Here is a 25,025-nt window from a genome sequence, read left to right as displayed (position 1 = left end):
GGTGTCGAGCCAAATCAGATAACCATAATCGGGGTCTTCAATACATGGTAATTGACCCCCGCGGAGTGAGGCGATCCGGCATTGCCCCGGGCGTCAGTCTTCCAGCAGGTGTTCGTAGCGGGCGTCGGTCAGGGTCTTCAGGAAGGCGACGATGGCGTCGATGCGCATGTCCTTCAGGGCGGGCCCGTGGGTCAGTTCTTCCAGGGCCAGCGTGTCGGGCACCGACGGCGGGCCGAAAGGGTTGCCGGTTTCGGGGTTGATCTTCCGCGCGTCCGAAACGGTGTTGTAGGTGTTGTAGAACAGCACAACGGTGCGCAGGTCCTTGAAGATGCCGTTGTGCATGTAAGGGCCGGTGACGGCCACGTTGCGCAGGGTCGGCACCTTGTATTTGCCCATGGCCTGCGGATCGGTGACCAGGGGGTTTTCGGCCAGCCCGATGTCAAGCTTGGCCGGATCGACGCCGTTCATCGCGCGCAGGGCCACATTCACCGGCACGCCGATGTTGAAGTATTCGTGGTTGGTGAACACCTCTTGCTGGTCCGCCGCGCTGAGGCCGATCTTGTGGCACTGGTCGCAATTGGTGAACTGCGGCGAGAAGAACAGCACGCGGCCCAGTTCTTCCATGTCGGTCAGGTCCGCCTCGCCGCGCAGGAAGCGGTCGTACTTGCTGTCGAAGGGCGCAAACCGGGGCGTGCGTTCGAAGGCGGCGATGGCTTGCGTCATGGCCGCATAGCCGGTGTCGGGATCGTCCAGGGTACCGGGGCCGAAGAGGGCCGGGAAGGCCTGCGTGTAGACCGGGTTTTCCAGCAGACGGGCCAGTACGGCGGCAGTGTCGGGCATGCCCATTTCGGCCGGGTTCAGGGGCGGGCCGCCGGCCTGATCCTCCAACTCCGGCGCGCGGCCATCCCAGAATTGGCCGCCGACCCAATCGCCGGCCTCGTTGCGATGAAAACCGGGGCGCAGCGCCGCATAGGTCACGGTGGGTGCGTTGCGATCGCCCAGCGACACACCGTCGTCGCCGGTCGAGGCCATGCCGCGCGGATCGGCAAAGCCGCTGTCCGGATCGTGGCAGGTGGAACAGGACTGGGTGCGATTGAACGACAGGCTTTCATCGAAGAACAACAGTTCGCCAAGCGCCTCTCGGGTGGTTGGTACCGGGGTGTCGGCATGGGCGAGGGGGGCGAGCAACAGGGAACACAGAACAATGGAAAGGCGCATGGCAAAGACTTCTTTTCTGGGACGGGTGTTTCCTAGCAGGCAGTAGAGCGGTGTCCTTGATCCCGATCAAGTTAGTCATGGCGGGCATGACTGAGGGCCGGGAGGGATGTGATCCCAAGGGGAGAAACCGCGCGACTCACGCCGCCTGCGAAGTGGTCGCTGGGGTCAATCCGGGCTGGACCGACGGTTTGCACGGGTTGCGCGGAAAGATGAGAAATAAAAAGAAAACAGTGGCAAACCTGTTTCTGAGGTACGAACCTCAAATTTTTCTTTACGGATCGGAGCACCCTCTCGTACCGTAAACCTATCCAGCGATTCGCCATCCACGGTCGCCGGCGAGAAAAAAATGGGGAGGAATGGATGTCTTACAAGAAACTGGTTTCGGCCAGCGCGATTGCGCTGTGCACATCCTCGATCACGACGCTTGCACAAGCCGATGATCTAACCTTGTGCTGGGCGGCATGGGACCCGGCCAACGCGCTGGTGGAGCTGTCCAAGGAATTCGAGGCCGAGTCCGGCCACACCATGAATTTCGAATTCGTCCCCTGGCCGAATTTCGCGGACCGGATGCTGAACGAGCTGAACTCGGGCGGCAAGCTGTGTGACCTTCTGATCGGCGACAGCCAGTGGATCGGCGGCGGGGCCGAGAACGGGCACTACGTCAAGCTGAACGACTTCTTCGATGCCAATGGCATTTCGATGGACGATTTCGCGCCGGCCACCGTTTACGCCTATTCGACCTGGCCCAAGGGCACGCCGAACTACTATGCGCTGCCCGCCATGGGCGATGCCAACGGCTGGTTCTATCGCAAGGACTGGTTTGCGCGCGACGACATCCGCGCCGCCTTCCAGGATGCCACGGGCCGCGAGCTGGGCGAACCGAAGTCGCAGAAGGAATTGCTGGAGATTGCGCAGTTCTTCCAGGGCCGCGAGATCGACGGCAAGAAGGTCTATGGCGCGGCGATCTTCACCGAGCGCGGCTCGGAAGGGATCACCATGGGCGTCACCGGGGCGCTGTATCCCTGGGGTTTCAAGTACGAGAACACGCCGGGATCCTATGACATGGAAGGGGCGGTAAACTCACCCGAGGCCGTCGAGGCGCTGGAATTCTACAAGGAGTTCTACGAAACCGCGACACCGCCGGGCTATACCAACTCGTACATGGGCGAGAGCCTGGATGCGTTCAAATCGGGCCAGGTCGCGATGGCGATGAACTGGTTCGCCTTCTTCCCCGGCTTGTATGCCGATCCCAACACCGGCGGCGACAAGATCGACTTCTTCGTCAACCCGCCGCAGAACCAGGCCGGGTCGACGCTGGGCGGGCAGGGCATTTCTGTGGTGTCCTATTCCGAAAAGAAGGATGCGGCGCTGGAGTACATCCAGTGGTTCGCACAGCCCGAGGTTCAGGCCAAGTGGTGGGAACTGGGCGGATATTCGGCCCACAATTCCGTGCTGAACGACCCCGGTTTCGTGGAAAGCCAGCCGTTTGCCGGCGATTTCCTGGAAGCGATGAGTGCGGTTCAGGACTTCTGGCAGGAGCCGGCCTATGCCGAACTGCTGCTGGCGATGCAGAAGCGTATCCACGACTATGTGGTGGCCGATCAGGGCACCGCGCAAGAGGCGCTTGACCTGCTGATCGAAGACTGGACCGAGGTCTTCGAGGACGAAGGCAAGCTCTGACGCCAGACCCGGAAGCAGGCTTCGGCCTGCTTCCGACACGTCCTTCGGCATCTTGCGCCGAACCCTAGAAAAATCGGAAGTTTTCCCATGTCCGAGCGGACCATAGACCGCGTTGCCACGGCAACGCCCCCGAAAGTTGCGCGCAAAATCAAGGGTCTGTCCGACCGGGTCATCGCCTGGATCTTCGTGGCGCCGACGATTTTCCTGCTGCTGGCGATCAACATCTTTCCGCTGATCTGGACCATCCAGCTGAGCTTTACCGATTTCAAGGCGAACCGCATCGGGCGCGAGGTCAAGAACATCGGGCTGCGCAACTACGAGCGTATCCTGACCGACAACGACATCTGGCTGAACATGCAGGCCACGGCGCATTTCCTGTTCTGGACGATCTTCTTCCAGGTGCTGATCGGCTTCACGCTGGCGTGGCTGATCAACAAGAAATTCAAGGGCAACGATCTGTGGACCACGATCATCGTGCTGCCGATGATGCTGTCGCCGGCAGTGGTCGGCAACTTCTGGAAATTCCTGTACCAGCCGCAGATCGGCCTGTTCAACTACATCGTGGCGTTCTTTTCGGGCAAGGATCCGTCCAGTTTCCAGATGCTGGGGCAGGTCAACCTTGCGCCCTGGTCCATCGTCATCGTGGACACATGGATGTGGACGCCCTTCGTGATGCTGATCTGTCTGGCCGGGCTGCGGTCGATCCCCGACTATATCTATGAAGCCGCCGAGATCGACCGGGCCAGCAAGCTGCGCCAGTTCTTCACCATCACCATTCCCATGGTGCTGCCCTTCCTGATGCTGGCGGTGCTGTTCCGGGGGATCGAGAACTTCAAGATGTTCGATCTTGTGGTGCAGCTGACCGGGGGCGGTCCTGGCTCCACCACCGAGCTGACCTCGATCAACCTGAAACGCGAGGCCTTCGAGAAATGGCGCACCGGCTATGCCTCGGCCTATGCGATCATCCTGTTCGTGACGGTGTTCGGGCTGGCCTCGATCTATGTCAAGGCGCTGAACAAGGTGAAGGAACGCTGAGGATGCCTGACATCAATCCCGCCCCGCGCCCCGGTTTTCTTTCAGTGAAAGTGTCCGCGTCATGAGCAGCTTTTCCGTCACCACACCGTCGAACCGGTCGAAATGGCTGGCTGGCACGCTGGTCATCACCTACGCGCTGATCACCATGCTGCCGCTGGTCTGGATCCTGTTGACCGGGTTCAAATCTCCGGCGGATTCGATCAGCTATCCGCCCAAGGCGATCTTCGAGCCGACGCTGGAAGGCTACGTCAACCTGTTCACCACCCGCACCCGGCAGACGCAGGAATTCCTGGCCGAGAACCCGCCGCAAAACTGGGCCGACGACATCGTGCGCAAGTACGACATGGTCATCGTCGGGCCGTCGAAATTCGGCGAACGCTTCCTGAACTCGGTCATCATCGGCTTCGGCTCGACCTTCCTGTCGATCTTTTTGGGTACGCTGGCGGCCTATGCCTTCAGTCGATTCAAGATCCCACTGGCCGATGACCTTCTGTTCTTCATTCTCAGTACCAGGATGATGCCGCCCATTGCCGTCGCCATCCCGATCTTCCTGATGTACCGGAAATTGGGATTGTCCGACACGCATCTGGGGATGATCCTGCTTTATACGGCGGTGAATATCAGCCTTGCGGTCTGGCTGCTGAAGGGCTTCATCGACGAGATCCCGCGCGAATACGAAGAGGCGGCCCTGATCGACGGCTACACGCGGTTTCAGGCCTTCTACAAGGTGGTGCTGCCGCAGGCCGCCACCGGTATCGCCTCGACCGCGATCTTCTGCCTGATCTTCGCGTGGAACGAATATGCCTTCGCGGTGCTGCTGACCTCGGCCACGGCGCAGACAGCACCGCCCTTCATTCCCACGATCATCGGCATCGGCGGGCTGGACTGGCCCGCTGTGGCGGCTGGTGCGACGATCTTCCTGCTGCCGGTCATGATCTTCACCATCCTGCTGCGCAAACATCTGCTGCGCGGGATCACCTTCGGAGCGGTTCGCAAATGATCCAGTTCTTGTCCGGCCTGATGCGCCTGCGCCGCGGTCCCTGGGAAATGGTGGCCACCATCCTGATTGCCCTGGGGGTGTTCATGCTGATGCAGCCGTTTGTGCTGTGGGCCTTCACCTATTCCTTCATCGTCACGCTGGTGGGCACGGTGATGTTCATCGTCGTCAGCCACTTCCCGGAGTAACCCATGGCCCAGATCGTCATCCGGAACCTCCAGAAGAATTTCGGCGATTTCACCGCCGTGCGGGAAAGTTCCTTCACCATCGAAGACGGTGAGTTTTTCATGCTGCTGGGCCCGTCGGGCTGCGGCAAGACCACGACGCTGCGCATGATCGCGGGGCTGGAGCTGCCCACTTCCGGCGAGATATTTCTCGATGGCGAAGAGATCAGCCAGCGGCCGCCGTCCGAACGTGACATCGCCTTCGTGTTCCAGATGTTCGCCCTGTATCCGCACATGAACGTGCGCAAGAACATGAGCTATCCGCTGGTGTCGCAAGGCATGCCGCGCGCCAAGGTGCGCGAGAAGGTGGCCGAAGTGTCCAAGATCCTCGGCATCGAGGATATCCTTGACAAGCCGGTGGGCGGGCTGTCGGGCGGCGACCGCCAGCGCGTCGCCCTTGGCCGGGCCATCGTGCGCGAACCCAAGGCCTTCATGATGGATGAGCCGCTGGGCGCGCTGGACGCCGAGTTTCGCGAACATATGGCCGAAGAATTGCGCGCCCTGCACGACCGCATGGGGGCGACCACGGTCTATGTCACCCACGATCAGCTTGAGGCCATGCAGATGGGCGACAAGATCGTGGTGATGAACAACGCGGTGGTCGAGCAATTCGGCACCCCGCAGGAAATCTACGACAAACCCGCCACCATGTTCGTGGCCAATTTCATCGGCTCGCCGTCGATGAATTTCCTCGACTTCCAGGGCAAGGTCGGGCCAGGGGCGACCCATGTGGGGCTGAACGGCCATGACACCCAGGTGCCGGCGCTGCGCGAAGGGGCCGAGGGCGATCTGGTCTTCGGGGTGCGCCCGGAACATGTGCGGCTGTCCGACGCCAGCAATTACCGCGCCCGCGTGCTGGCCACCGAATATCTGGGCACCACCCAGATCCTGACGCTGGAAACCGCCAACGGCGAGATCAAGGCGCGGATCAGTGCGGCGACAAACGTGCAGCCCGACACCCATGTGGGGCTGGATTTCAAGTCCGAAGCCGTCACCCTGTTCGATCGCGGCAGCGGGCGGGCGTTGCGCTCGTCCCTGAATGAAGGAGTGCTGTCCCATGGCTGAGGTCACGCTGGAAGGGATCTCCAAGGCGTACGGCAAGACGCAGGCGGTCAGCGACATCACCATGACCATTGCCGATGGCGCTTTCGTGGTGCTGCTGGGGCCGACCGGGGCGGGCAAGACCACGACCCTGCGGCTGATCTCGGGGCTGGAAAAGCTCGACACGGGGCAGATCACCATCGGCGGGCGCAACGTCGGCACCGAGACCCCGGCGCAGCGTGACGTGGCGATGGTGTTCCAGCAGTATTCGCTTTACCCGCATATGACGGTGCGGGAAAATCTGGCGTTCCCGCTGCGCTCGCCGATCCTGAAGACACCCGAGGCCGAGGTGACCGAGAAGGTGCGGCGCATCGCCGAGGTGCTGCAGATCCCGCACAAGCTGGACAACAAGGCGACGGAACTTTCGGGCGGCGAGATGCAGCGCGTGTCCATCGGCCGGGCGCTGGTGCGCGATCCGTCGATCTACCTGATGGACGAGCCGCTGAGTTCGCTGGATGCCAAGCTGCGCGCCGATCTGCGGGTGGAATTGAAACGCATTCACGCCGATCTGGGCTCGACCCTGCTGTATGTGACCCACGACCAGATCGAGGCGATGACCATGGCCACCCATATCGGGGTGCTGGAGGAAGGCCGTCTGGTGCAATACGGCACCCCGCGCGAAGTCTATGAAAACCCCGCCAGCATCTATGTGGCCAGCCGACTGGGCTCGCCCCGGATCAACGTTCTGCCGTCGGATCTGTTTGCCGGAAGCCACAAGGGGCCGCTGATCGGGTTGCGCCCGGAAAACATTCGCGAAGGCAGCGAGGGCGTCGAGGCGCGGGTGATCCGCGCGGAACACCTGGGCGACCAGACCCGCCTGCATCTGGAGCTTCGGGGCCATGCGATCACCACGGTGATCGACGCCCACGAAGACTACACCGCTGACACCACGATCAAGATCAGCCCGCAGGCGCCGCTATATTTCAGCGCCGATGGCGCCCGTGTATTCTGAGGGAGGACAGACATGGCACAGTTTCTGAACGCCAAGGAAAATCTGGTGACCGAGGCCATCGACGGCCTGCTGGCAGGCTCGGGCGGGGCGTTGTCGCGGCTGGATGGCTACCCGCATATCAAGGTGGTGTACCGGTCTGACTGGGACCGCTCCAAGGTGGCGCTGATCTCGGGCGGCGGCTCGGGCCATGAACCGGCCCATGCGGGGTTCGTGGGCAAGGGGATGCTGACCGCGGCGGTTTGTGGCGAGGTCTTTGCCTCGCCCTCGGTGGACGCGGTGCTGGCGGGCATTCTTGCTGTGACCGGGGCGGCGGGCTGTTTGCTGATCGTCAAGAATTACACCGGGGACCGGCTGAACTTCGGGCTGGCGGCGGAACGGGCGCGGGCGCTTGGCCGCAAGGTCGAGATGGTCGTGGTCGATGATGACGTGGCGCTGCCGGACCTGCCGCAGCCGCGCGGGGTGGCGGGCACGCTGTTCGTGCACAAGATCGCCGGGGCCATGGCCGAGGCCGGGGCCGATCTGGCCAGTGTCGCGGCTGCGGCGCGCGACGTGATCGGACGGGTGGCCAGCATCGGCATGAGCCTGGACACCTGCACCGTGCCCGGCTCGCCCAAGGAAGATCGCATCGCGCCGGGCAAGGCCGAACTGGGGCTGGGCATCCACGGCGAGCCGGGGGTCGAGCAGGTCGAATTCTCGACCGCCATGCACGCCATGGACACGGTGATCGAAAAGCTGCGCCCGCGACTGGGCGGCGCCAACAAGGTGGCGCTGGTCAACAACCTGGGCTCGACCACGCCGCTGGAAATGTCGGTGCTGACCCATGCGCTGACCGAAAGCGGCGCGGTGGGTCATCTGATCGGCCCGGCGCCGCTGATGACCTCGCTCGACATGCACGGGTTCTCGGTCTCGGTGCTGGATGCGACCGAGGCCGAATTGCAGGCGCTGGCCGCCCCCGTGAACCTGCCCGCCTGGCCGGGGATGGCCGAACTGGTGCCGATCCGGGTCACCCCGCTGCCCGATGGTTTAACGCCGATCAAGCCGATCCCGTCGGACAATCCGCGCACCCATGCGATCATCGAACGGGTCTGCGATCTGTTGGTCGGGGCCGAGGGCAGGCTGAACGAGCTGGACGCGAAATCCGGCGATGGCGACACCGGCGCGACCCTGGCGACGGCGGCGCGGGCGCTGAAACAGGGGCTGGGGCGGATGCCGCTGGCCGATCTGACACAACTGTTCCCGGCGCTTGGCAATGAATTGAGCCAGACCATGGGCGGCTCCTCCGGGGTGATCCTGGCGATCTATTTCAACGCTGCCGGGGACGCTTGTGCCAAGGGCGCGCCGGTGCCTCGGGCGCTGGTCGATGGTCTGACGCGGGTGTCTCAGGTGGGCGGGGCGCAGGTGGGCGACCGCACCATGGTTGATGCGCTCGCCCCGGCGCTTGAGGCCTTGCCGCAAGGCATTGCCGCCGCTGCCGCCGCCGCGCGGGCCGGGGCCGACAGCACCGCCGCGATCCACCGTGCCAAGGCGGGCCGCGCGGCCTATGTGCCCGAGGAGAACCTGAAAGGACACAACGACCCCGGGGCCGAGGCCGTCGCGCTGCTGTTCGAAGGGCTGGCCGCCGAAATGGGCGGCTGATTTCGGGGTGACGAAGCCGGACGTCCATACCGCCCAGAAACCTACGGTCAACGACATCGCGCGTGTGGCCGGGGTCAGTCTGGCCACCGTGGACCGGGTTCTGAACGAACGTCCGGGCGTGCGGCGCGTGACCATCGAGAAGGTGCAGAACGCCATCGCCGAACTGGGCTATGTGCGCGACACGGCGGCGGCCAATCTGGCGCGCAAGCGGGTCTATGACCTGCTGTTCATCCTGCCCGACAACGGCAATGAATTCGTCCAGGCCCTGCGCAGCCAGATCACCGAACAGGCCGGCAAGCTGGTCAACGAGCGGACCCGGATCTCGGTCCGGCAGGCCGCCCCTTTCGAGCCGCAGGACATCGTGCGCATCCTTGACCGGCTGGAGCGGTCCTCGACCGACGGGGTGGCGGTCTTCGGCCCGGAAACCCCGGCGGTGCGCGACGCGGTGCGGCGCACCCGGGCCCGGGGGATTGCGGTGGTGACGCTGGTGTCGGACCTGCCCAGTTCCGACCGGGATCATTTCGTCGGCATCGACAATGTTGCCGCCGGGCGAACGGCGGCGCAACTGATGGGCCGGTTTGCGCGCCGGACGGGCAAGGTGCTGGTGATCACCGGCTCGCGGTTGGCGCGCGACCATCTGGAACGGCGGCAGGGCTTCGATCTGGTGATGGCGCGGGACTTTCCGCATCTGGACGTGGTCGCCTCGGTCGAGGGGCGCGACGATCCCGACCTGATCGGGGCGCTGCTGCCACAGGTCTTTGCCAGCTATCCGGACCTGTGCGGCATTTATTCTTCGGCGGCGGGCAATGCCGGGTTGATCCGCTTCCTGTCCGAGCATGATCCGGGCGGCGACGTGGTGGTGATTGCACACGAGTTGACGCCCATGACGCGCGCCGCCCTGCACGCTGGGCTGTTCGACGCGCTGATTTCGCAGGACGCGGGCCATCTGGTACGCTCGGCTGTGCGGCTGCTACGGGCCACCGCCGATGACGTGCCGTTCAACGCCGCGCAGGAGCGTATCCGCATCGACATTCATCTGAAGGAAAACACACCGCCCTGAAGGGCGGAGCATTGGGGAGGAGACACCATGAAGACCATCAAGGGCCCGGCCCTGTTTCTGGCACAATTCGCCAGCGACGAGGCGCCGTTCAACTCGTGGGATGCGATCACGAAATGGGCCGCCGACTGCGGCTATAAAGGGGTGCAGGTGCCCAGTTGGGATGGCCGCCTGTTTGATCTGGACAAGGCCGCGGCCAGCAAGGACTACTGCGACGCGTTCACCGGGCAGGCCGCCGAAAACGGGGTCGCGGTGACCGAACTGTCGACCCATTTGCAGGGGCAGCTTGTGGCCGTGCACCCGGCCTATGATACGGCCTTCGACGGCTTCGCTGCGCCTGAGGTCCGGGGCAACCCGGCGGCGCGCCAGGAATGGGCGGTGGATCAGGTGAAGAAGGCGCTGACGGCCTCGCGCCACATGGACATCGGGGCGCATGCGACGTTTTCCGGCGCGCTGGCCTGGCCCTATATCTATCCGTGGCCGCAGCGCCCGGCCGGGCTGGTCGAGACCGCGTTTGACGAATTGGCACGGCGCTGGCGTCCGATCCTGGATCATGCCGAGGATTGCGGCGTCGATGTCTGCTATGAAATCCATCCGGGCGAGGATCTGCACGACGGCGTGACCTACGAGATGTTCCTCGAACGCACCGGCAACCACGCGCGGGCCTGCATGCTGTACGACCCCTCGCACTATGTGCTGCAATGCCTCGATTACCTCGACAACATCGACATCTACCGCGACCGCATCCGCATGTTCCACGTCAAGGATGCCGAGTTCAATCCGACCGGGCGGCAGGGGGTCTATTCGGGCTATCAAAGCTGGGTGGACCGGGCCGGGCGCTTCCGCAGTCTGGGCGACGGGCAGGTGGATTTCGCGGCGATCTTCTCCAAGATGGCCGCCAATGATTTCGACGGCTGGGCCGTGGTCGAATGGGAATGCTGCCTGAAGCACCCCGAGGATGGTGCCCGCGAAGGTGCGCAGTTCGTCACCGACCACATCATCCGGGTCACCGAAAAAGCCTTCGACGATTTCGCCGACGGCGGCACCGATGACGCGGCCAACCGCAAGATGCTGGGGATCGACTGATGGTGACAGGACGCAACGAAAACCTTGGCCGCCGTATCCGTCTAGGCATGGTCGGCGGTGGCAATGATGCCTTCATCGGCGGGGTGCATCGCATCGCATCGCGCATCGACGACAAGTTTGAACTGGTGGCAGGCGCCCTGTCCGCGACCCCGGAAAAGGCGCAGGCCAGCGGCGCGGCGCTTGGCCTGCCGCGCATCTATGATGACTACAAGCAGATGGCGATCCGCGAGGCGCGGCTGAAGACCGGGATCGAGGCCGTGTCCATCGTCACCCCGAACCATGTGCACTATGCCGCCGCGCGCGAGTTTCTGAAGCGCGGCATCCATGTGATCTGCGACAAGCCGCTGACCTCGACCCTGGCCGACGCCAAGAAGCTGGTGAAGGCGGCAGAGGCCTCGGACGCGCTGTTCATCCTGACCCACAATTACACCGGATATCCGATGATCCGGCAGGCGAAAGAGATGGTCGATGCGGGCGAACTGGGGGCGCTGCGCGTGGTGCAGGTGGAGTATGCGCAGGACTGGCTGACACAGGACGAAACTTTCAAGCAGGCCGAATGGCGCACCGATCCGGCGCGCACCGGGGCCGGGGGCTCGACCGGCGACATCGGCACCCATGCCTACAACCTCGCCTGTTTCGTCACCGGGCTGACCGCCGAAAGCCTTGCCGCCGACATCCAGGCCTTCGTGCCGGGGCGGCAGGTGGATGACAACGCTCATGTGATGCTGCGCTATGTGGGCGGCGCGCGTGGGATGCTGTGGTGCAGCCAGGTGGCGCCGGGCAACGAGAACGCGCTGAAGCTGCGGGTTTACGGCGAAAAGGGCGGGCTGGAATGGGAGCAGGAGAATCCCAACAACCTGTGGTTCACGCCGTTCGGAGAGCCCAAGCGCCTGATCACCCGCAACGGTGCCGGGGCCGGGGCCGCCGCCGGTCGCATGAGCCGCGTACCGCCGGGCCATCCCGAGGGTTATCTGGAGGGGTTCGCCAATATCTACAGCGAGGCCGCCGAGGCGATCATCGCCCATCGCGACGGGAGCGCGCCTGACCCGGCGGTGACCTATCCCACCATTCAGGACGGGTTGAAGGGCGTGCAATTCGTGGCCGCCTGCGTCGAAAGCTCCAAGCGCAACGCCGCCTGGGTGTCGCTGGACAAGTAGCGCGTCGAGCCGGGGATCTGCGGATCGCCCGGCCCGCGTTTGCGCCGCCGCGACCGGCGCTGAGAAAGGTTTAACCTCTGCCCCCTAGGCTGCGCGCCATCCGTGTCGTCTGGGAAACTGTCATGTCGCGTCCTGAGTTGTCCATTGCTGTCCCCCCGCCCGAAAGCCTGAGTGCTGCTGCCGCACAGGTCGCCAAGGGGCTGGCCCGTCCCTCTCTCGCGCCGATCCGCCTGGCTGCCATAGCGGCCGGGATCGAAGGGCTGGTGTTGTCGGTGACCTTCTGGTTCGTGCAATACGCGGCCACCCCGGTCGCGCTGTTCCATCCCGGTATGGCCGGTCTGGCCGGGATCGGCATGGCGATGCTGGCGCTTGGGCTGACGGCGGCTTTTGGCGGCTATGCCCTGCGGGTGATGGTGGACGCGCGGCGCAGCTTACCGCGCACCCTGCCTGGATACCTGTTCGCCCTTGTGGCGATGGGCGTGGCGGGCTTGGGTCAAAGCCTGCCCGGCGGCGTGTTCTGGGCCGGACTGACCGGCTTTGCGCTGGTCCTTGTGCCGCTGCGGTATTGCCTGTCGCTGGTGGCCGACTGGGCCGTGGCCAGCGGGCTGACGGCGCGCCGTGCGGTGCTGGCGGGCGGCGGCCCCGAGGCCGAGCGGCTGGTGCGTGGCCTGTCCGAGCAAAGCGGCAACGAGGTGCGCATCTGCGGGATTTTCGACGACCGCACCGGCAAGCGCGCGCCGGACGTGGTGCTGGATGTGCCCAAGATCGGCAGTTTCGACGATCTGGTGCAATTCTGCCGGCTGGCCGAGATCGATCTGATCATCCTGTGCCTGCCGCCCACGGCAGAGGAACGGATCGGGCAACTGCTGGAGAAATTCCGGGTGCTGCCGGTGCCGGTGCACCTGAGCGCCTTCAGTCAGGATTTCAGTTTTGCCGATGCCCCCGATGGCACCGCGCTGCTGCCCGCGACCTTCCGGGCGGAGCGGCGCCTGGCCAAGCGCGTGTTCGACCTGACCCTTGGTGCGGCGATGCTGGTCAGTCTTGCCCCGGTGATGTTGGCCGTGGCGCTCGCGATCCGCCTCGACAGTCGCGGTCCGATCTTCTTCCGGCAAGAGCGGCACGGTTTCAACGACAGCCTGATCCGGGTCTGGAAGTTCCGCACCATGTTTGCCGATCAATGCGACGCACGCGGCAGCCGGATCGTCACCCGCGGTGACCCGCGGGTGACGCGGGTGGGCCGCATCCTGCGCAAGACCTCGCTGGATGAACTGCCGCAACTGTTCAATGTGCTGGATGGATCGCTGTCTCTGGTCGGGCCGCGCCCGCATGCCGTCGATGCCCGCTCCAGCCGGCAGGAACGCTTCGCGCAGATCGTTCAGGGCTATTCCGCACGCCACCGGCTGCCGCCGGGCATCACCGGCTGGGCGCAGATCCACGGCTGGCGCGGCGAGGTCGATGACCCCGAAAGCCTGCGCCACCGGTTCGCCCATGATCTTTTCTATATCGAAAATTGGTCACTCTGGCTCGATCTTGCCATTCTTTTACGCACACCGCTAAGCTTGTTGGACACCCGACGCGCCTATTAGTCAGCTGAACGCCTTGAAGGGGTTGGCGTCGTGCCGTGCCCACCTTACGGTTCGCCCAAGGGCCGACGGGGATCGGCCCGCTGAACAACCGGGAGGTTCTTGAATGAACATGTTCACACGCGCGACCGCGGCCGCGCTGACTCTGGCCGTTTCCGCCGGACTGTCCGCCCCAGTGGCGCAGGCCGAAGAAGGCAACTACATCCTTGCCACCGCATCGACCGGCGGCACCTATTATCCGGTCGGCGTGGCGCTGGCGACACTTGTGAAAGTGAAGCTGCAGCCGACCGAAGGGATCGGCATGTCGGCCATCAACTCGGCCGGTTCGGGCGAAAACGTGCGCCTGCTGCGCGAAAATGAAGCCCAGTTCGGCATCCTTCAGGGCCTTTATGGCCACTACGCGGCCACCGGCACCGGCCCGCTGGAAAGCTCGGGCGTGCAGGAGAATCTGCGCTCGGTCACCATGCTGTGGCAGAACGTCGAACACTTCGTGCTGGCCAGCGACAAGGCCGAAACCGGCACCGTCGCCGACATGGTGGCGCTGAAAGGCGACTCGATGGCGCTTGGCACCCAGAATTCGGGCACCATCGGGTCCAACGCGGCGCTGATGGCCGGGCTCGGGGTGGACATTTACACTGACTTTGAGCTGGTGCACGCGGGCTATGGCCCCTCGGCCGAAGCACTGCAGAACGGCCAGGTTTCGGGCATCAGCACCCCGGCCGGTGTGCCCGTGGGCGCCGTCAGCAAGCTGCTGGCCTCGGCGGGGGACAAGGTCACGTTGCTGAACTTCACGCCCGAACAACGCGCTGCCGCCGATGGCGGTCGTGAACTGTGGACCGAATACCTGATCCCCGCCGGCACCTATCCGGGTCAGGCCGAGGACGTGACCACCATCGCGCAGCCCAACTTCCTGGCCACCAACGCAGATGTTCCGGAAGAAAACATCTACCTGATCACCAAGGCGATCTACGAGAACCTTGCGTTTCTGCAGGCGATCCATCCGGCGACCAAGGCGATGGCCATCGAAAAGGCAATCTCGGGCCTGCCGCTGCCCCTGCACCCCGGTGCCGCGCGGTACTATCAGGAAGCCGGGGTCGAGATCCCCGAGCGTCTGATCGCCAAGTAAGATGGACCTGAAAACCCTGGCTCAGCATGTGCTGACTGCCTTTTGCGCCACCGTAGCGGTGGCGCATCTTTACCTCGCAATTTTCCCCGTGGTGTCCGAGTTGGAGCGCAACGCCTGGCACTTCGCCTGCTTTGCCTTCCTCGCAGCACTGCTGACACCGATGACAAAAAGCGGCCATCGGACACAGACGGCGCAAGCCATCGATGCGGTATTCGGGGCCGTGGTGGCCATCGCGGCGGTTCACCTGAGCTTTGCCGAAAACGCCATCTACGCCCGCGGCGTCAAGCTGGCGCCGGTGGACTGGGCCGCGGCCTGTATCTGTATCCTGGGCGCCATCGAACTGACCCGCCGCCTGACCGGCTGGATCATCCCCTCGCTGATCATTCTGTCCATCACCTATGTGACGGTCTGGGGCAGTTGGGTTGGCGGCGTGTTCAGCTTTTCAGGGCTGAGCTGGGAGACCGTGATCTTCCGCTCGATCTACGGCGATGACGCGATGTTCGGCTCGATCGCGCGGATCTCGTCAACTTATGTCTTCCTCTTCATCATCTTCGGGGCATTCCTGTTGCGCTCGGGCGCGGGCGATTTCGTGATTGCCCTGGCGCGCGCCGTTGCGGGCCGCTGGGTCGGCGGACCCGGCATCGTGGCGGTGATCGCCAGCGGGCTGACCGGCACCATCTCGGGCTCTGCGGTGGCCAACACCGCCTCGACCGGGGTCATCACCATCCCGCTGATGCAACGCGCGGGCTTCCGTCCCACCTTTGCCGGCGGGGTCGAGGCCGCGGCCTCGACCGGCGGGCAGCTGATGCCGCCGATCATGGGGGCAGGCGCCTTCGTGATGGCCAGTTTCACCCAGATCCCCTATGAGAAAATCGTGGCGGTCGCCGCCCTTCCGGCGCTGCTGTATTTCCTGTCGGTCGCCTTCTTCGTGCGGATCGAGGCGCGACGCACCAACCTGCCGCCGATCCCGTCGGATGGCGAGACTCTGGGCTCGGCCTTCCGCAAGGGCGGCGCCAGCTTCGTCATTCCCATCGGCCTGCTGATCGGGATGCTGGTCAGTGGCTTCACGCCCACCTATGCGGCGGTCTTCGGCATCGTCGCGGTGATCGTGTCCAGCTGGTTCACCCAGACCCGCATGGGCCCCCGCGCCATCATCGAGGCGCTGGCCCTGGGCACGCGCAACATGATGATGACGGCGGTGCTGCTGTGTTCGGTGGGTCTTGTGGTCAACGTGATCGCCACGGCGGGTGTCGGCAACACCTTCAGCCTGATGATCGCCGAATGGGCCGGGGGTCATATCCTGGTGGCGATCCTGCTGGTGGCTCTGGCCAGCCTGATCCTGGGCATGGGCCTGCCAGTGACGGCGGCCTATATCGTGCTGGCCACCCTGTCGGCCCCGGCCCTGGCCGGGATGATTGCCGACCGGGCGGTCATCGACGCATTGGTGCAAGGGGCGCTGGACCCGGCGGCGCAAGCGGTGCTGATGCTGGCCGCGCCTGAGCGGATGGCCGAATTCGCCGCGCCCATGTCGCTTGAAGCGGCCCGCGAGCTGGTGCGCAACCTGCCGCTGGAAGTGGCCGGTCCGCTGCGCGATCTGACCGTCCCGCCCGAAGTGACGCTGGCGGCCTTGCTGTCGGCACATATGATCATCTTCTGGCTCAGTCAGGACAGCAACGTCACGCCGCCGGTGGCGCTGGCCGCCTTCACGGCGGCGGCGATTGCCAAGGCGCCGGCCATGGCGACCGGCGTGGCCAGCTGGAAACTGGCCAAGGGGCTGTACATCGTGCCGGTGCTGTTCGCCTATACCCCGCTTTTGTCGGGGGATTGGGGGGCGGCGCTTTGGGTGTTCGGCTTCGCGGTGCTGGGCATCTATGCGCTGGCCGCCGGGATGCAGGGCTGCATGGAAGCCAAGGTCGGCCCCGTGTTGCGTGTCATCCTGCTGGTGGCCGGCCTGGCCTGCCTCTGGCCGGGCGCTCCGCTGATCCAGGCGGGCGGGGCCGTCGCGGTCATCGGGCTTCTGGTCCTGAACGTCCGTGGCATGCGGGCCGCCGCCGCCGCGTAAGACCTCTTCGTGCCCGGCCTTCGCGGCCGGGCACGGATCCTTCAGACCCGCTGTTCCGACAGGTGGGTCAGCACCAGCCGCCGGGCAAAGGCCAGCAGGAACATCACCGTCAGCCCCAGCACGATGGTCGGCGCCGGTGCGCTGTCGAGGAAGAATGACAGATAGGTGCCGCCTAGGGCCGCGATCAGGGTTACCACAACCGAGATCCACAGCATGTGCCCGAACCGTTTCGTCAGCAGGAAGGCGATGGCACCGGGCGAGATCAGCAGCGCAATTGCCAGGATGATCCCCACCGACGACAGGGTCGCGACGATGGTCAGCGACAGGATCGACAGCAGCCCGTAGTGTAGCCATTTCACCGGCAAACCGCTGGCCTGCGCCTGTGCCGGATCGAAGGCGTGCAGCAACAGGTCCTTCCATTTGCCCAGCAGGATCAGCGCCACAAACGCCGAAATCAGGCCGGCCGTCCACAGGTCCTGCACGCCGACGCCCAGCATGTTGCCGAACAGGATGTGGTCAAGGTGCTGGTCGGTCTCGATGCTGGTGAACAGGATCAGCCCCAGCCCGAACATGCCCGAGAACACCACCCCCATCACCGTGTCCTGCTTGATGCGGCTGTTGGTGTCCAGAAATCCGGTCAGCAGGGCGCAGATCATGCCCGCAGCGAAAGCGCCGATGATCAGCGGGATGCCCGCGACATAGGCCAGCACCACCCCTGGCAGCACCGCGTGGCTGACCGCATCGCCCATCAGCGACCAGCCCTTGAGCACCAGGAAATTGGACAGCAGCGCCGTCGGGATCGAGATGATCGCCGCGATCCAGAAGGCGTTCTGCATGAAGGGAAACTGGAAGGGTTGCAGCAGGGTGTCGATCATTCCGCGGGCTCCACCCGTTGCGCGGCGGCCGGCGGGGCCGGCGGCGTTTTCAGGGCTGCGGCAGCCTTGCGGCGCGCGGCCAGCATGCCGTGCTTGGGCGCCAGGAAGAAGGTGATCAGGAAGATCAGGGTTTGCAGCACAACGATGATCCCGCCGGTGGCGCCATCCAGGAAATAGCTGGCATAAGCCCCCAGGAAACTGGTCGAGGCCCCGATCACCACCGACAAGGCAATCAGCCGGGGGAAGCGGTCGGTCAGCAGATAGGCGGTGGCACCCGGCGTGACCACCAGTGCGATCACCAGAAAGGCGCCGACCGTCTGCATCGCCGCCACGGTGCAAGCCGACAGCAGGGTAAAGAACACCACTTTCAGCAGTCCCGGCCGCAGCCCGATCGACCGCGCGTGGCTTTCATCGAAGAACACCACCATCAGGTCCTTCCACTTGGCCAGCAGCACGGCCAGAGACACGCCAGAGATCAGCACCAGTTGCAGCGTGTCCTCGGGGGTGATGGCCAGAATATTGCCCAAAGTGATGGTCTGGATACTGACCGACATCGGTGAAAGCGAGACCATGAACAGCCCCAACCCGAAGAATGAGGTGAAGATCAGCCCGATCACCGCGTCCTCTTTCAGGCCCGAGCGCTGGTTCAGGAACAGCATCGCCCCGGCCGCCAGCCCGCCCGACAGGAAGGCCCCGAAGGCGAAGGGCAGGCCCAGCATGTAGGCCCCCGCAACGCCGGGCACGATGGAATGGCTCAGCGCGTCGCCGATCAGCGACCAGCCCTTCAGCATCAGGTAGACCGACAGAAAGGCGCAGACCCCGCCAACAAGGGCCGAGACCCACATGGCGTTGGTCATGTAGCCGTAGCTGAAAGGCTCCAGAAGCAGGCTCATCGCGGGCCGGCCCCGTCGTCATCGTCATAGAAGACCAGCGGGCGCTCATCGTCGGTGATGACATTCAGGCGGCGCGGATCGTCGTCGTCGTGCAGGTCGGCGCCCTCCAGCGTGAAGTGGCGCAGCACGCCACCGAAGGCCAGTTCCAGCTTTTCGCGGGTGAAGACATCTTCAGTGCGGCCATAGCCCAGCACGGTGCCCTTCACCAGAATGGTGCGGTCGCAGAACTCGGGCACCGAGCCGAGGTTGTGGGTGGACACCAGCATCACCCGGCCCTCGGCGCGCAATTCGCGCAGCAGGGCGATGATCTGATCCTCGGTCTTCACATCGACGCCGGTAAAGGGTTCGTCCAGCAGGATCACCCGCCCCTGTTGCGCCAGCGCGCGGGCCAGGAAGACGCGCTTGCGCTGGCCGCCCGACAGCTCACCGATCTGGCGCTGGCGGAACTCGCGCATGTTGACCCGGCCCAGGGCCGCATCCACTGCCGCATGGTCGGCCTTCGACGGACGGCGCAGAAACCCCATGTGGCCGTAGCGGCCCATCATCACCACGTCCTCGACCAGCACCGGGAAGGACCAGTCGACCTCTTCGGCCTGCGGCACATAGGCGACAAGGTTGCGGCGCAGCGCCTGACGCACGCTCATGCCCAGCACCTCGATGGTGCCGGCGGCGGCGGGCACAAAGCCCATCAGCGCCTTGAACAGGGTCGATTTGCCCGCCCCGTTGATGCCCACAAGTGCGGCGATGGTGCCGGTGGGGATCTCGAAACTGGCATTGCGCAGGGCGGTGTGGCCGTTGCGATAAGTCACCGTCACGTCGCGCGCGCAGATGCCGCTGGACTGCGCGGGGGCGGTGGGGGACAGGGTTTCGGCAAGGCTCATGTGCCGTCCCCGCTCAGCCCGTTCACCACGGTTTCCGAAGTCACGCGCAGCAGGTCCAGGTAGGTCGGCACCGGGCCGTCGGGTTTCGACAGGCTGTCCACATACAGCACCCCGCCATAGGCCGCGCCGGTTTCCCGTGCCACCTGTTTGGCGGGCGCCTCCGACACGGTGCTTTCGCAGAACACTGCCGGGATCGCGTTGTCGCGCACCCCGTCGATGACTTTGCGCACCTGTTGCGGCGTTCCTGTCTGATCGGCGTTCATCGGCCAGAGATAGAGCTCGTTCAGGCCAAAGTCCCGCGCGAGATAGCTGAATGCGCCTTCACAGGTCACCAGCCAGCGCTTGTCCTCGGGGATCTCGGCGATGCGGGCGCGCAGCGGCGCCAGTGTCTCGGTGATCCGGGCCTTGTAGCTTTCCGCGTTGGCGGCATAGATGGCGGCGTTGTCCGGATCGTGTGTCGAGAAGGCTGCCGCGATATTGTCGATGTAGATCAACGCGTTGTCGACGCCCATCCAGGCATGGGGATTGGACTTGCCGGCATAGGAGCCTTCGGAGATCGGGATCGGGTCGATGCCATCGGTCAACGTGGCCGAGGGCACATCGCTGAGGTTGGACAGGAATTGCTCGAACCACAGTTCAAGGTTCAGCCCGTTCCACAGGATCAGGTCGGCATCCTGCGCCCGCACGATGTCGCGCGGGGTCGGGGAATAGCCGTGGATCTCGGCACCGGGTTTGGTGATCGACACCACCTCGGCGGCGTCCCCGGCGACGTTCCGGGCCATGTCGGCCAGCACGGTGAAGGTGGTCACCGCCTTGAACTTGTCATCGGCCTGCAGGGGCACGGCCAGACAGCACAGCACCAGAGCCTTGGACATCAGACGCAAACGGATCACGGGGCAACCTCTCGCTGGGGGTGATGGCGGCACTATATGCAAGCCATTCGCAACTGGCAATGCAATTGCGAATTAGTCTCAAGTTAATCCGCTTTGGGTCACCGCCTAGCTTTTCGCTGTGATTGCTGCTTACCTTGGCGCGACACCTATGGATGGGATCTGATGCATCGGACAGCGACCGACAGCGGGCCAATGCGGACTGGGGCGTCTGACACAACCAGGCTGGCCTTTGCGACCCACGGTCTGACCAAGGTCTATGGCGAAGGCCGCGCGGCGGTGCATGCCCTGCGCGGCGTCGATCTGGAAATTCCGCAGGGCGAGATCGTGGTGCTGTTGGGCCCTTCAGGGTCGGGAAAATCCACGCTGCTGAACATCATCGGCGGGCTGGACCGGGCCACGGACGGAACTGCGTATTTCCGTGACCAGAACCTGTCCGAGATGAGCGATGCGGCCCTGACCCGCTATCGCCGCGAACACGTGGGCTTCGTGTTTCAGTTCTACAACCTGATGCCCAGCCTGACCGCCCATGAAAACGTCGAGCTTGTGACCGAGATCGCCGCAGATCCGATGGACCCGGACGAGGCGCTGCGGCTGGTCGGGCTGGACAAGCGCAGCGATCATTTTCCGGCGCAACTGTCGGGGGGCGAGCAACAGCGCGTCGCCATCGCCCGCGCCATCGCCAAGCAGCCCGAGGTTCTGTTCTGTGACGAGCCGACCGGCGCGCTGGACAGCGAAACCGGCCGCGCGGTGTTGCAGGTGTTGCACGACGTGAACGCACGGCTTGGCTCCACCGTCTTGATGGTGACCCATAATGCCAGCACGGCGGCCATGGCCGACCGGGTCATCCATTTTTCCGACGGCAGCATCCGCGAGGTGGTGCGCAACACCGTCAAGCTGCCTCCGTCCGAGATCGCCTGGTGAGCCCGCTGGATCACAAGCTGCTGCGCGACCTGTGGCGCATCAAGGGGCAGGCCACGGCCATCGGCGCAGTGATCGCCATGGGCGTGATGATGCTGGTGATGATGACCGGGCTGACGGCCTCGCTGACCGAAACCCGCAATGCGTACTATGAACGGTACCGGCTGGCCGATGTCTTTGCGCCGGTCAGCCGTGCGCCGGAACACCTAGGCGATCGTCTGGCCGAGATCCCCGGCGTGTCGGCGGTGCAGACGCGGGTGCAGGGGCGGGCGCTGATCGACCTGCCGGGCGAGGTGCTGCCGGTGCACGCGCAGGCGGTGTCGCTGCCCGAGCATCGCCGCCCGGCGCTGAACGATGTCTACCTGACCGATGGTCGGCTGCCGGCGCCGGGACGGCCCGATGAAATCGTACTGCTGCAAAGTTTCGCCGCGGCCCATGATCTGCACCCCGGCGATCATCTGCGCGCCACCATGAACGGTGCCCGCCGCAGCTTTGACATCGTTGGTCTGGCACAAAGCCCCGAGTTTTTATACACCACCGCGCCGGGGGAACTGGTGCCCGATGATGCCCGTTTCGGCGTGATCTGGATGGGGCGACGCGGGCTGGCCGCTGCCTATGACATGGACGGCGCTTTCAACGAGGCGCTTCTGGGGCTGGCGCGGGGCGCCAGTGACGACGCGGTGATCGCGGCGGCGGATCGTCTGCTGAAGCCCTATGGCGGGCTGGGCGCCTATCCGCTGGCCGACCAGACCTCGAACCGGTTTGCTTCCGAGGAGATCGCGGGTCTGGAGGCGTCCTCGACCTCGGTGCCGCCCATCTTTCTGGCAGTGGCGGCCTTCCTTCTTTACATCGTCGTCAGCCGGATCGTGCAGGCCGAGCGCGGCCAGATCGGTCTGATGAAGGCCTTCGGCTATTCCAACGGCGAGGTCGGGCTGCACTATTTCAAACTGATCCTTGCCATTGCTTCGGGCGGGGCGCTGGCGGGATGCCTGTTCGGCATTGGCGCGGGGCGGGCGATGATCGGGCTCTATTCCGACTATTTCAAGTTTCCCTTTCTGGTCTTCCAACTGGATCCGGCCGCCTTCGTCATCGGGGTGGTGGTCAGCATCCTTGCGGCCTCGGGCGGCGGGCTGATGGTGTTGCGGCGGGTCTTTGCCCTGACCCCGGCCGAGGCCATGCGCCCCCCGGCACCACCGGACTTCAGCCGCACCGGGCAGGTGGGTCGGGCGTTGGGTCGGATTCTGGATCAGCCGTCGCGCATGGTGCTGCGCCGGATCACCCGGCAATTCGGACGCATGGCCGGGGCCACCATCGGCATCGCTGCGGGCATGGCGCTGTCGGTGTCGATGATCACCATCATGGCCGGGTTCAACCGCACCATCGACCTGACCTTCTCGGTCACCGACCGCAGCGATGTGACGGTCACCTTCACCCATCCGGTCAGCGACAAGACCCTGCTGGAACTGGCGCGTCTGCCCGGTGTTGAACGGGTCGAACCCCTGCGCCATGTCGGCGCCGTGTTGCGCAACGGGCTGATCACCTATCGCGGCGGGCTGATCGGCCTGCCGGAAATGGCCGAGCTGTACCGCGCGCTGGACAGGGATCAGGCCCCGATCGAGCCGCCCGATCACGGCGTGGTCCTGTCGCGTGCGCTGGCCGATGTGCTGAACATCGCGCCCGGCGATACCCTGCGGGTCGAGGTGCGCGAGGGTCGGCAGCCGGTGCTGGATCTGCCGGTGTCGGGCGTGGCCGAGACCCTGCTGGGCGCACCCGCCTACATGAACATGGCCGCGCTGAACCGGGCGCTTGGCGAGCCCGGACGGGTGTCGGGCGCCTATCTGGCCATCGACGAGAACTCCGAGACCGCGATCTATGCCGCACTGAAGGATTTGCCAACGGTTGTCGGGGTCAGTCTGAAGTCGCAGGCCCGCGATGCGCTGCTGGCGCAGATGAACACCGGCGCGGGCAGTATCCGCTATGTCATGGGTTCCATCGCCTTCGTCATCACCTTCGGCATCGTCTACAACGCCGCCCGCATTGCCCTGGCCGAGCGCGCGCGCGATCTGGCCTCGCTGCGGGTGATCGGCTTCAGCAAGGGCGAGGCGGCCTTTGTCCTGCTGGGGGAACTGGCCGTCGTGACGGTGATGGCCCTGCCGTTGGGGGCGGTGATGGGGTATTACCTGTCCTTCGGGATCGCGCAGGGCTTTTCCAACGATCTGTACCAGATCCCGGCGGTCTTCGATCCCGCCAGCTATGGTCAGGCGATGATCGTAGTGCTGCTGGCCGCCGTGGTCTCGGGCGGGCTGGTAAAACGCGATCTGGACCGCGCCGATCTGATCGAGGCGCTGAAAACACGGGAGTAGACAATGGCGAGGGCAAGAAAGAGATCGCGGCTGGTGCTGACGCTGATCACCGGCCTTCTGATCGCCGGGGCGCTGGCGGCGGCCTTCTGGCCCCGACCGGTGATGGTCGATCTCGACGAGGTGACGCGCGGGCCGATGATGGTGACCATCGACGAAGAGGGCCGCACCCGCGTGGCCGAGGCCTATATCGTCTCGACCCCGGTGGCGGGCCGGTTGCAGCGGGTGGAGGTGGACCCCGGCGATCCGGTGATCCGGGGCGAAACCGTGGTGGCGCATATGCTGCCCACCAACCCGGCGGCCCTGGACGTGCGCACCCGCGAACAGGCGCTGGCGGCGGTCCAGGCCGCCGAAGCCGCGCTGCGGGTTGCGCGCGCCGATCTGAACGCCGCCATCGCCAACCGCGATCTGGCCGAGGCCGATCTGCGCCGCGCCGAAACCCTGGCCGACCGTCAGCACACAAGCCCGGCGACGCTGGACCGGGTCCAGCAGGGGTATCGCGTGGCCGAAGCCCAGGTCGAAACCGCCGAGGCCGCGATCTCGATGCGCGAAGCCAATCTGGCCAATTCACGGGCGCAACTGATCGGCTTTGACGATCAGGGGCTGGCCTCGGCCATCGGCAATCCGCGCAGCGACGACATTCCGCTTCATGCGCCCACCGACGGGCGCATCCTGCGCATCATGCAGCAAAGCGAAACCACGCTGCCCGCCGGCGCGCCGATCATGGAAATCGGCGATATCGAGGGTGCACTGGAGGTGGTGGTCGATCTGATCTCGTCGGATGCGGTGCAGGTCGAGATCGGCAATCAGGTCATCATCGAGGATTGGGGCGGCCCCACCGCCCTGCATGGCAAGGTCATCCGCATCGACCCGCTGGCCGTCACCAAGTTTTCCGCACTGGGGGTCGAGGAACAGCGCGTCCCGGTGACCGTCGACCTGTCCGGCCCGGCGGAGGAGCGCAAGGCGCTGGGACACGGCTATCGGGTGGTAGCGCGGATCGTGGTCTGGAAACAGGAAGACGCCCTGCGTGTACCCTCAAGCGCGCTGTTTCGCAGCGGCGGCGACTGGGCGGTGTTTCGGGCGCAGGAGGGCAAGGCCCGCGTGACCCCGGTCGAGATTGGCCGCAACAACGGCGTTCAGGCCGAAGTGCTGGCCGGGCTCGAGGCCGGGGATCTGGTCATCCTCTACCCCTCGACTGCGGTCACGGATGGTGCCGCCATTGCCCGCAGGGTGGTCAATTGACCTTGGTCCGGGGTTGCCGATCCGCCCAGTCTTCGTCACTGGTAAACCAT

Annotated in this window: 21 protein-coding genes; 16 read left to right on the top strand and 5 right to left on the bottom strand. The window is 64.9% G+C overall.

Translation table 11 applies throughout. From position 1 onward, the window contains the following. Positions 1-93: 93 nt before the first annotated feature. A complete protein-coding gene (locus tag H8B03_RS09275; RefSeq protein ID WP_193141453.1) occupies positions 94-1,218 on the bottom strand; it encodes a cytochrome-c peroxidase in 1,125 nt (374 codons plus the stop codon). Between the two features lie 360 nt (positions 1,219-1,578). On the opposite strand from H8B03_RS09275, the gene H8B03_RS09270 reads away from it, so the two are divergent. The 13 genes from H8B03_RS09270 to H8B03_RS09210 all read left to right on the top strand — a co-directional run bounded on the left by H8B03_RS09270 (position 1,579) and on the right by H8B03_RS09210 (position 16,913). Continuing rightward, a complete protein-coding gene (locus H8B03_RS09270; protein ID WP_193141452.1) occupies positions 1,579-2,898 on the top strand; it encodes an ABC transporter substrate-binding protein in 1,320 nt (439 codons plus the stop codon). 87 nt (positions 2,899-2,985) lie between these two features. Then, positions 2,986-3,933, top strand: a complete 948-nt coding sequence (locus H8B03_RS09265) for a carbohydrate ABC transporter permease (RefSeq protein ID WP_193141451.1) — start codon at positions 2,986-2,988, stop codon at positions 3,931-3,933. Positions 3,934-3,994: 61 nt separating this feature from the next. Next, positions 3,995-4,933 (top strand): carbohydrate ABC transporter permease, encoded by a 939-nt coding sequence (locus H8B03_RS09260; RefSeq protein WP_193141450.1) that lies wholly within the window; start codon positions 3,995-3,997, stop codon positions 4,931-4,933. Further along, positions 4,930-5,118: a hypothetical protein gene (locus tag H8B03_RS09255; RefSeq protein ID WP_193141449.1), complete on the top strand. Its 189-nt coding sequence runs from the start codon at positions 4,930-4,932 to the stop codon at positions 5,116-5,118. The genes H8B03_RS09260 and H8B03_RS09255 overlap by 4 nt, the downstream gene beginning before the upstream one ends. Before the next feature lie 3 nt (positions 5,119-5,121). Next, positions 5,122-6,219, top strand: a complete 1,098-nt coding sequence (locus H8B03_RS09250) for an ABC transporter ATP-binding protein (protein ID WP_193141448.1) — start codon at positions 5,122-5,124, stop codon at positions 6,217-6,219. Next, positions 6,212-7,207, top strand: a complete 996-nt coding sequence (locus tag H8B03_RS09245) for an ABC transporter ATP-binding protein (protein ID WP_193141447.1) — start codon at positions 6,212-6,214, stop codon at positions 7,205-7,207. Before H8B03_RS09250 ends, H8B03_RS09245 begins: the two co-directional genes overlap by 8 nt. Before the next feature lie 12 nt (positions 7,208-7,219). Beyond that, on the top strand, positions 7,220-8,842 hold the full coding sequence (locus H8B03_RS09240) for a dihydroxyacetone kinase subunit DhaK (protein ID WP_193141446.1): 1,623 nt from the start codon (positions 7,220-7,222) through the stop codon (positions 8,840-8,842). A 7-nt stretch (positions 8,843-8,849) separates the two neighbouring features. Next, positions 8,850-9,902, top strand: coding sequence for a LacI family DNA-binding transcriptional regulator (locus H8B03_RS09235; RefSeq protein ID WP_193141445.1), 1,053 nt, complete (start codon positions 8,850-8,852; stop codon positions 9,900-9,902). A 27-nt stretch (positions 9,903-9,929) separates the two neighbouring features. Next, positions 9,930-10,985 carry a sugar phosphate isomerase/epimerase gene (locus tag H8B03_RS09230; RefSeq protein WP_193141444.1) on the top strand — a complete coding sequence of 352 codons (1,056 nt, stop codon included), beginning with the start codon at positions 9,930-9,932 and terminating at the stop codon, positions 10,983-10,985. Further along, on the top strand, positions 10,985-12,142 hold the full coding sequence (locus H8B03_RS09225) for a Gfo/Idh/MocA family protein (RefSeq protein WP_193141443.1): 1,158 nt from the start codon (positions 10,985-10,987) through the stop codon (positions 12,140-12,142). Before H8B03_RS09230 ends, H8B03_RS09225 begins: the two co-directional genes overlap by 1 nt. A gap of 122 nt (positions 12,143-12,264) precedes the next feature. Further along, the gene (locus tag H8B03_RS09220) at positions 12,265-13,728 is read left to right on the top strand and encodes an exopolysaccharide biosynthesis polyprenyl glycosylphosphotransferase (protein WP_193141442.1); all 1,464 of its coding nucleotides are present in this window, start codon (positions 12,265-12,267) and stop codon (positions 13,726-13,728) included. A gap of 103 nt (positions 13,729-13,831) precedes the next feature. Then, entirely contained in the window at positions 13,832-14,851 is a 1,020-nt protein-coding gene (locus H8B03_RS09215; protein WP_193141441.1) for a TAXI family TRAP transporter solute-binding subunit, read from the top strand. 1 nt (position 14,852) lies between these two features. Next, the gene (locus tag H8B03_RS09210) at positions 14,853-16,913 is read left to right on the top strand and encodes a TRAP transporter fused permease subunit (protein WP_193141440.1); all 2,061 of its coding nucleotides are present in this window, start codon (positions 14,853-14,855) and stop codon (positions 16,911-16,913) included. A 41-nt stretch (positions 16,914-16,954) separates the two neighbouring features. On the opposite strand, the gene H8B03_RS09205 is transcribed toward H8B03_RS09210, so the two are convergent. From H8B03_RS09205 to H8B03_RS09190, 4 genes are read right to left on the bottom strand one after another with little or no spacing between them, the layout of a single operon-like run. Next, entirely contained in the window at positions 16,955-17,788 is an 834-nt protein-coding gene (locus tag H8B03_RS09205; protein WP_193141439.1) for a metal ABC transporter permease, read from the bottom strand. Continuing rightward, entirely contained in the window at positions 17,785-18,681 is an 897-nt protein-coding gene (locus tag H8B03_RS09200; RefSeq protein WP_193141438.1) for a metal ABC transporter permease, read from the bottom strand. The genes H8B03_RS09205 and H8B03_RS09200 overlap by 4 nt, the downstream gene beginning before the upstream one ends. After that, positions 18,678-19,562 carry a manganese/iron ABC transporter ATP-binding protein gene (locus tag H8B03_RS09195; RefSeq protein WP_193141437.1) on the bottom strand — a complete coding sequence of 295 codons (885 nt, stop codon included), beginning with the start codon at positions 19,560-19,562 and terminating at the stop codon, positions 18,678-18,680. Before H8B03_RS09195 ends, H8B03_RS09200 begins: the two co-directional genes overlap by 4 nt. Then, a complete protein-coding gene (locus H8B03_RS09190) occupies positions 19,559-20,437 on the bottom strand; it encodes a metal ABC transporter substrate-binding protein (protein WP_193141561.1) in 879 nt (292 codons plus the stop codon). The genes H8B03_RS09195 and H8B03_RS09190 overlap by 4 nt, the downstream gene beginning before the upstream one ends. A gap of 210 nt (positions 20,438-20,647) precedes the next feature. On the opposite strand from H8B03_RS09190, the gene H8B03_RS09185 reads away from it, so the two are divergent. The 3 genes from H8B03_RS09185 to H8B03_RS09175 are packed head-to-tail and all read left to right on the top strand — an operon-like array spanning position 20,648 to position 24,975. After that, positions 20,648-21,376: an ABC transporter ATP-binding protein gene (locus H8B03_RS09185; protein ID WP_193141559.1), complete on the top strand. Its 729-nt coding sequence runs from the start codon at positions 20,648-20,650 to the stop codon at positions 21,374-21,376. After that, positions 21,373-23,736, top strand: coding sequence for an FtsX-like permease family protein (locus tag H8B03_RS09180; RefSeq protein ID WP_319022459.1), 2,364 nt, complete (start codon positions 21,373-21,375; stop codon positions 23,734-23,736). Before H8B03_RS09185 ends, H8B03_RS09180 begins: the two co-directional genes overlap by 4 nt. A gap of 3 nt (positions 23,737-23,739) precedes the next feature. Then, entirely contained in the window at positions 23,740-24,975 is a 1,236-nt protein-coding gene (locus H8B03_RS09175) for an efflux RND transporter periplasmic adaptor subunit (protein WP_193141436.1), read from the top strand. Positions 24,976-25,025 lie beyond the last annotated feature (50 nt).

The sequence above is a fragment of the Meridianimarinicoccus sp. MJW13 genome, from assembly GCF_014901205.1.
Classification (GTDB): domain Bacteria; phylum Pseudomonadota; class Alphaproteobacteria; order Rhodobacterales; family Rhodobacteraceae; genus Meridianimarinicoccus.
Note: the sequence above shows the minus strand (reverse complement) of the source record. Positions and strands in the feature narration are given on the sequence as shown.

Bases quoted from the DNA above. Each gene is read 5' to 3' on its own strand.
- H8B03_RS09260 (WP_193141450.1), top strand. From the start codon at position 3,995: ATGAGCAGCTTTTCCGTCACCACACCGTCGAACCGGTCGAAATGGCTG.
- H8B03_RS09230 (WP_193141444.1), top strand. From the start codon at position 9,930: ATGAAGACCATCAAGGGCCCGGCCCTGTTTCTGGCACAATTCGCCAGC.
- H8B03_RS09275 (WP_193141453.1), bottom strand. From the start codon at position 1,218: ATGCGCCTTTCCATTGTTCTGTGTTCCCTGTTGCTCGCCCCCCTCGCC.
- H8B03_RS09210 (WP_193141440.1), top strand. From the start codon at position 14,853: ATGGACCTGAAAACCCTGGCTCAGCATGTGCTGACTGCCTTTTGCGCC.
- H8B03_RS09190 (WP_193141561.1), bottom strand. From the start codon at position 20,437: ATGTCCAAGGCTCTGGTGCTGTGCTGTCTGGCCGTGCCCCTGCAGGCC.
- H8B03_RS09245 (WP_193141447.1), top strand. From the start codon at position 6,212: ATGGCTGAGGTCACGCTGGAAGGGATCTCCAAGGCGTACGGCAAGACG.
- H8B03_RS09185 (WP_193141559.1), top strand. From the start codon at position 20,648: ATGCGGACTGGGGCGTCTGACACAACCAGGCTGGCCTTTGCGACCCAC.
- H8B03_RS09225 (WP_193141443.1), top strand. From the start codon at position 10,985: ATGGTGACAGGACGCAACGAAAACCTTGGCCGCCGTATCCGTCTAGGC.
- H8B03_RS09270 (WP_193141452.1), top strand. From the start codon at position 1,579: ATGTCTTACAAGAAACTGGTTTCGGCCAGCGCGATTGCGCTGTGCACA.
- H8B03_RS09255 (WP_193141449.1), top strand. From the start codon at position 4,930: ATGATCCAGTTCTTGTCCGGCCTGATGCGCCTGCGCCGCGGTCCCTGG.
- H8B03_RS09200 (WP_193141438.1), bottom strand. From the start codon at position 18,681: ATGAGCCTGCTTCTGGAGCCTTTCAGCTACGGCTACATGACCAACGCC.
- H8B03_RS09175 (WP_193141436.1), top strand. From the start codon at position 23,740: ATGGCGAGGGCAAGAAAGAGATCGCGGCTGGTGCTGACGCTGATCACC.
- H8B03_RS09205 (WP_193141439.1), bottom strand. From the start codon at position 17,788: ATGATCGACACCCTGCTGCAACCCTTCCAGTTTCCCTTCATGCAGAAC.
- H8B03_RS09265 (WP_193141451.1), top strand. From the start codon at position 2,986: ATGTCCGAGCGGACCATAGACCGCGTTGCCACGGCAACGCCCCCGAAA.
- H8B03_RS09220 (WP_193141442.1), top strand. From the start codon at position 12,265: ATGTCGCGTCCTGAGTTGTCCATTGCTGTCCCCCCGCCCGAAAGCCTG.
- H8B03_RS09195 (WP_193141437.1), bottom strand. From the start codon at position 19,562: ATGAGCCTTGCCGAAACCCTGTCCCCCACCGCCCCCGCGCAGTCCAGC.
- H8B03_RS09240 (WP_193141446.1), top strand. From the start codon at position 7,220: ATGGCACAGTTTCTGAACGCCAAGGAAAATCTGGTGACCGAGGCCATC.
- H8B03_RS09250 (WP_193141448.1), top strand. From the start codon at position 5,122: ATGGCCCAGATCGTCATCCGGAACCTCCAGAAGAATTTCGGCGATTTC.
- H8B03_RS09215 (WP_193141441.1), top strand. From the start codon at position 13,832: ATGAACATGTTCACACGCGCGACCGCGGCCGCGCTGACTCTGGCCGTT.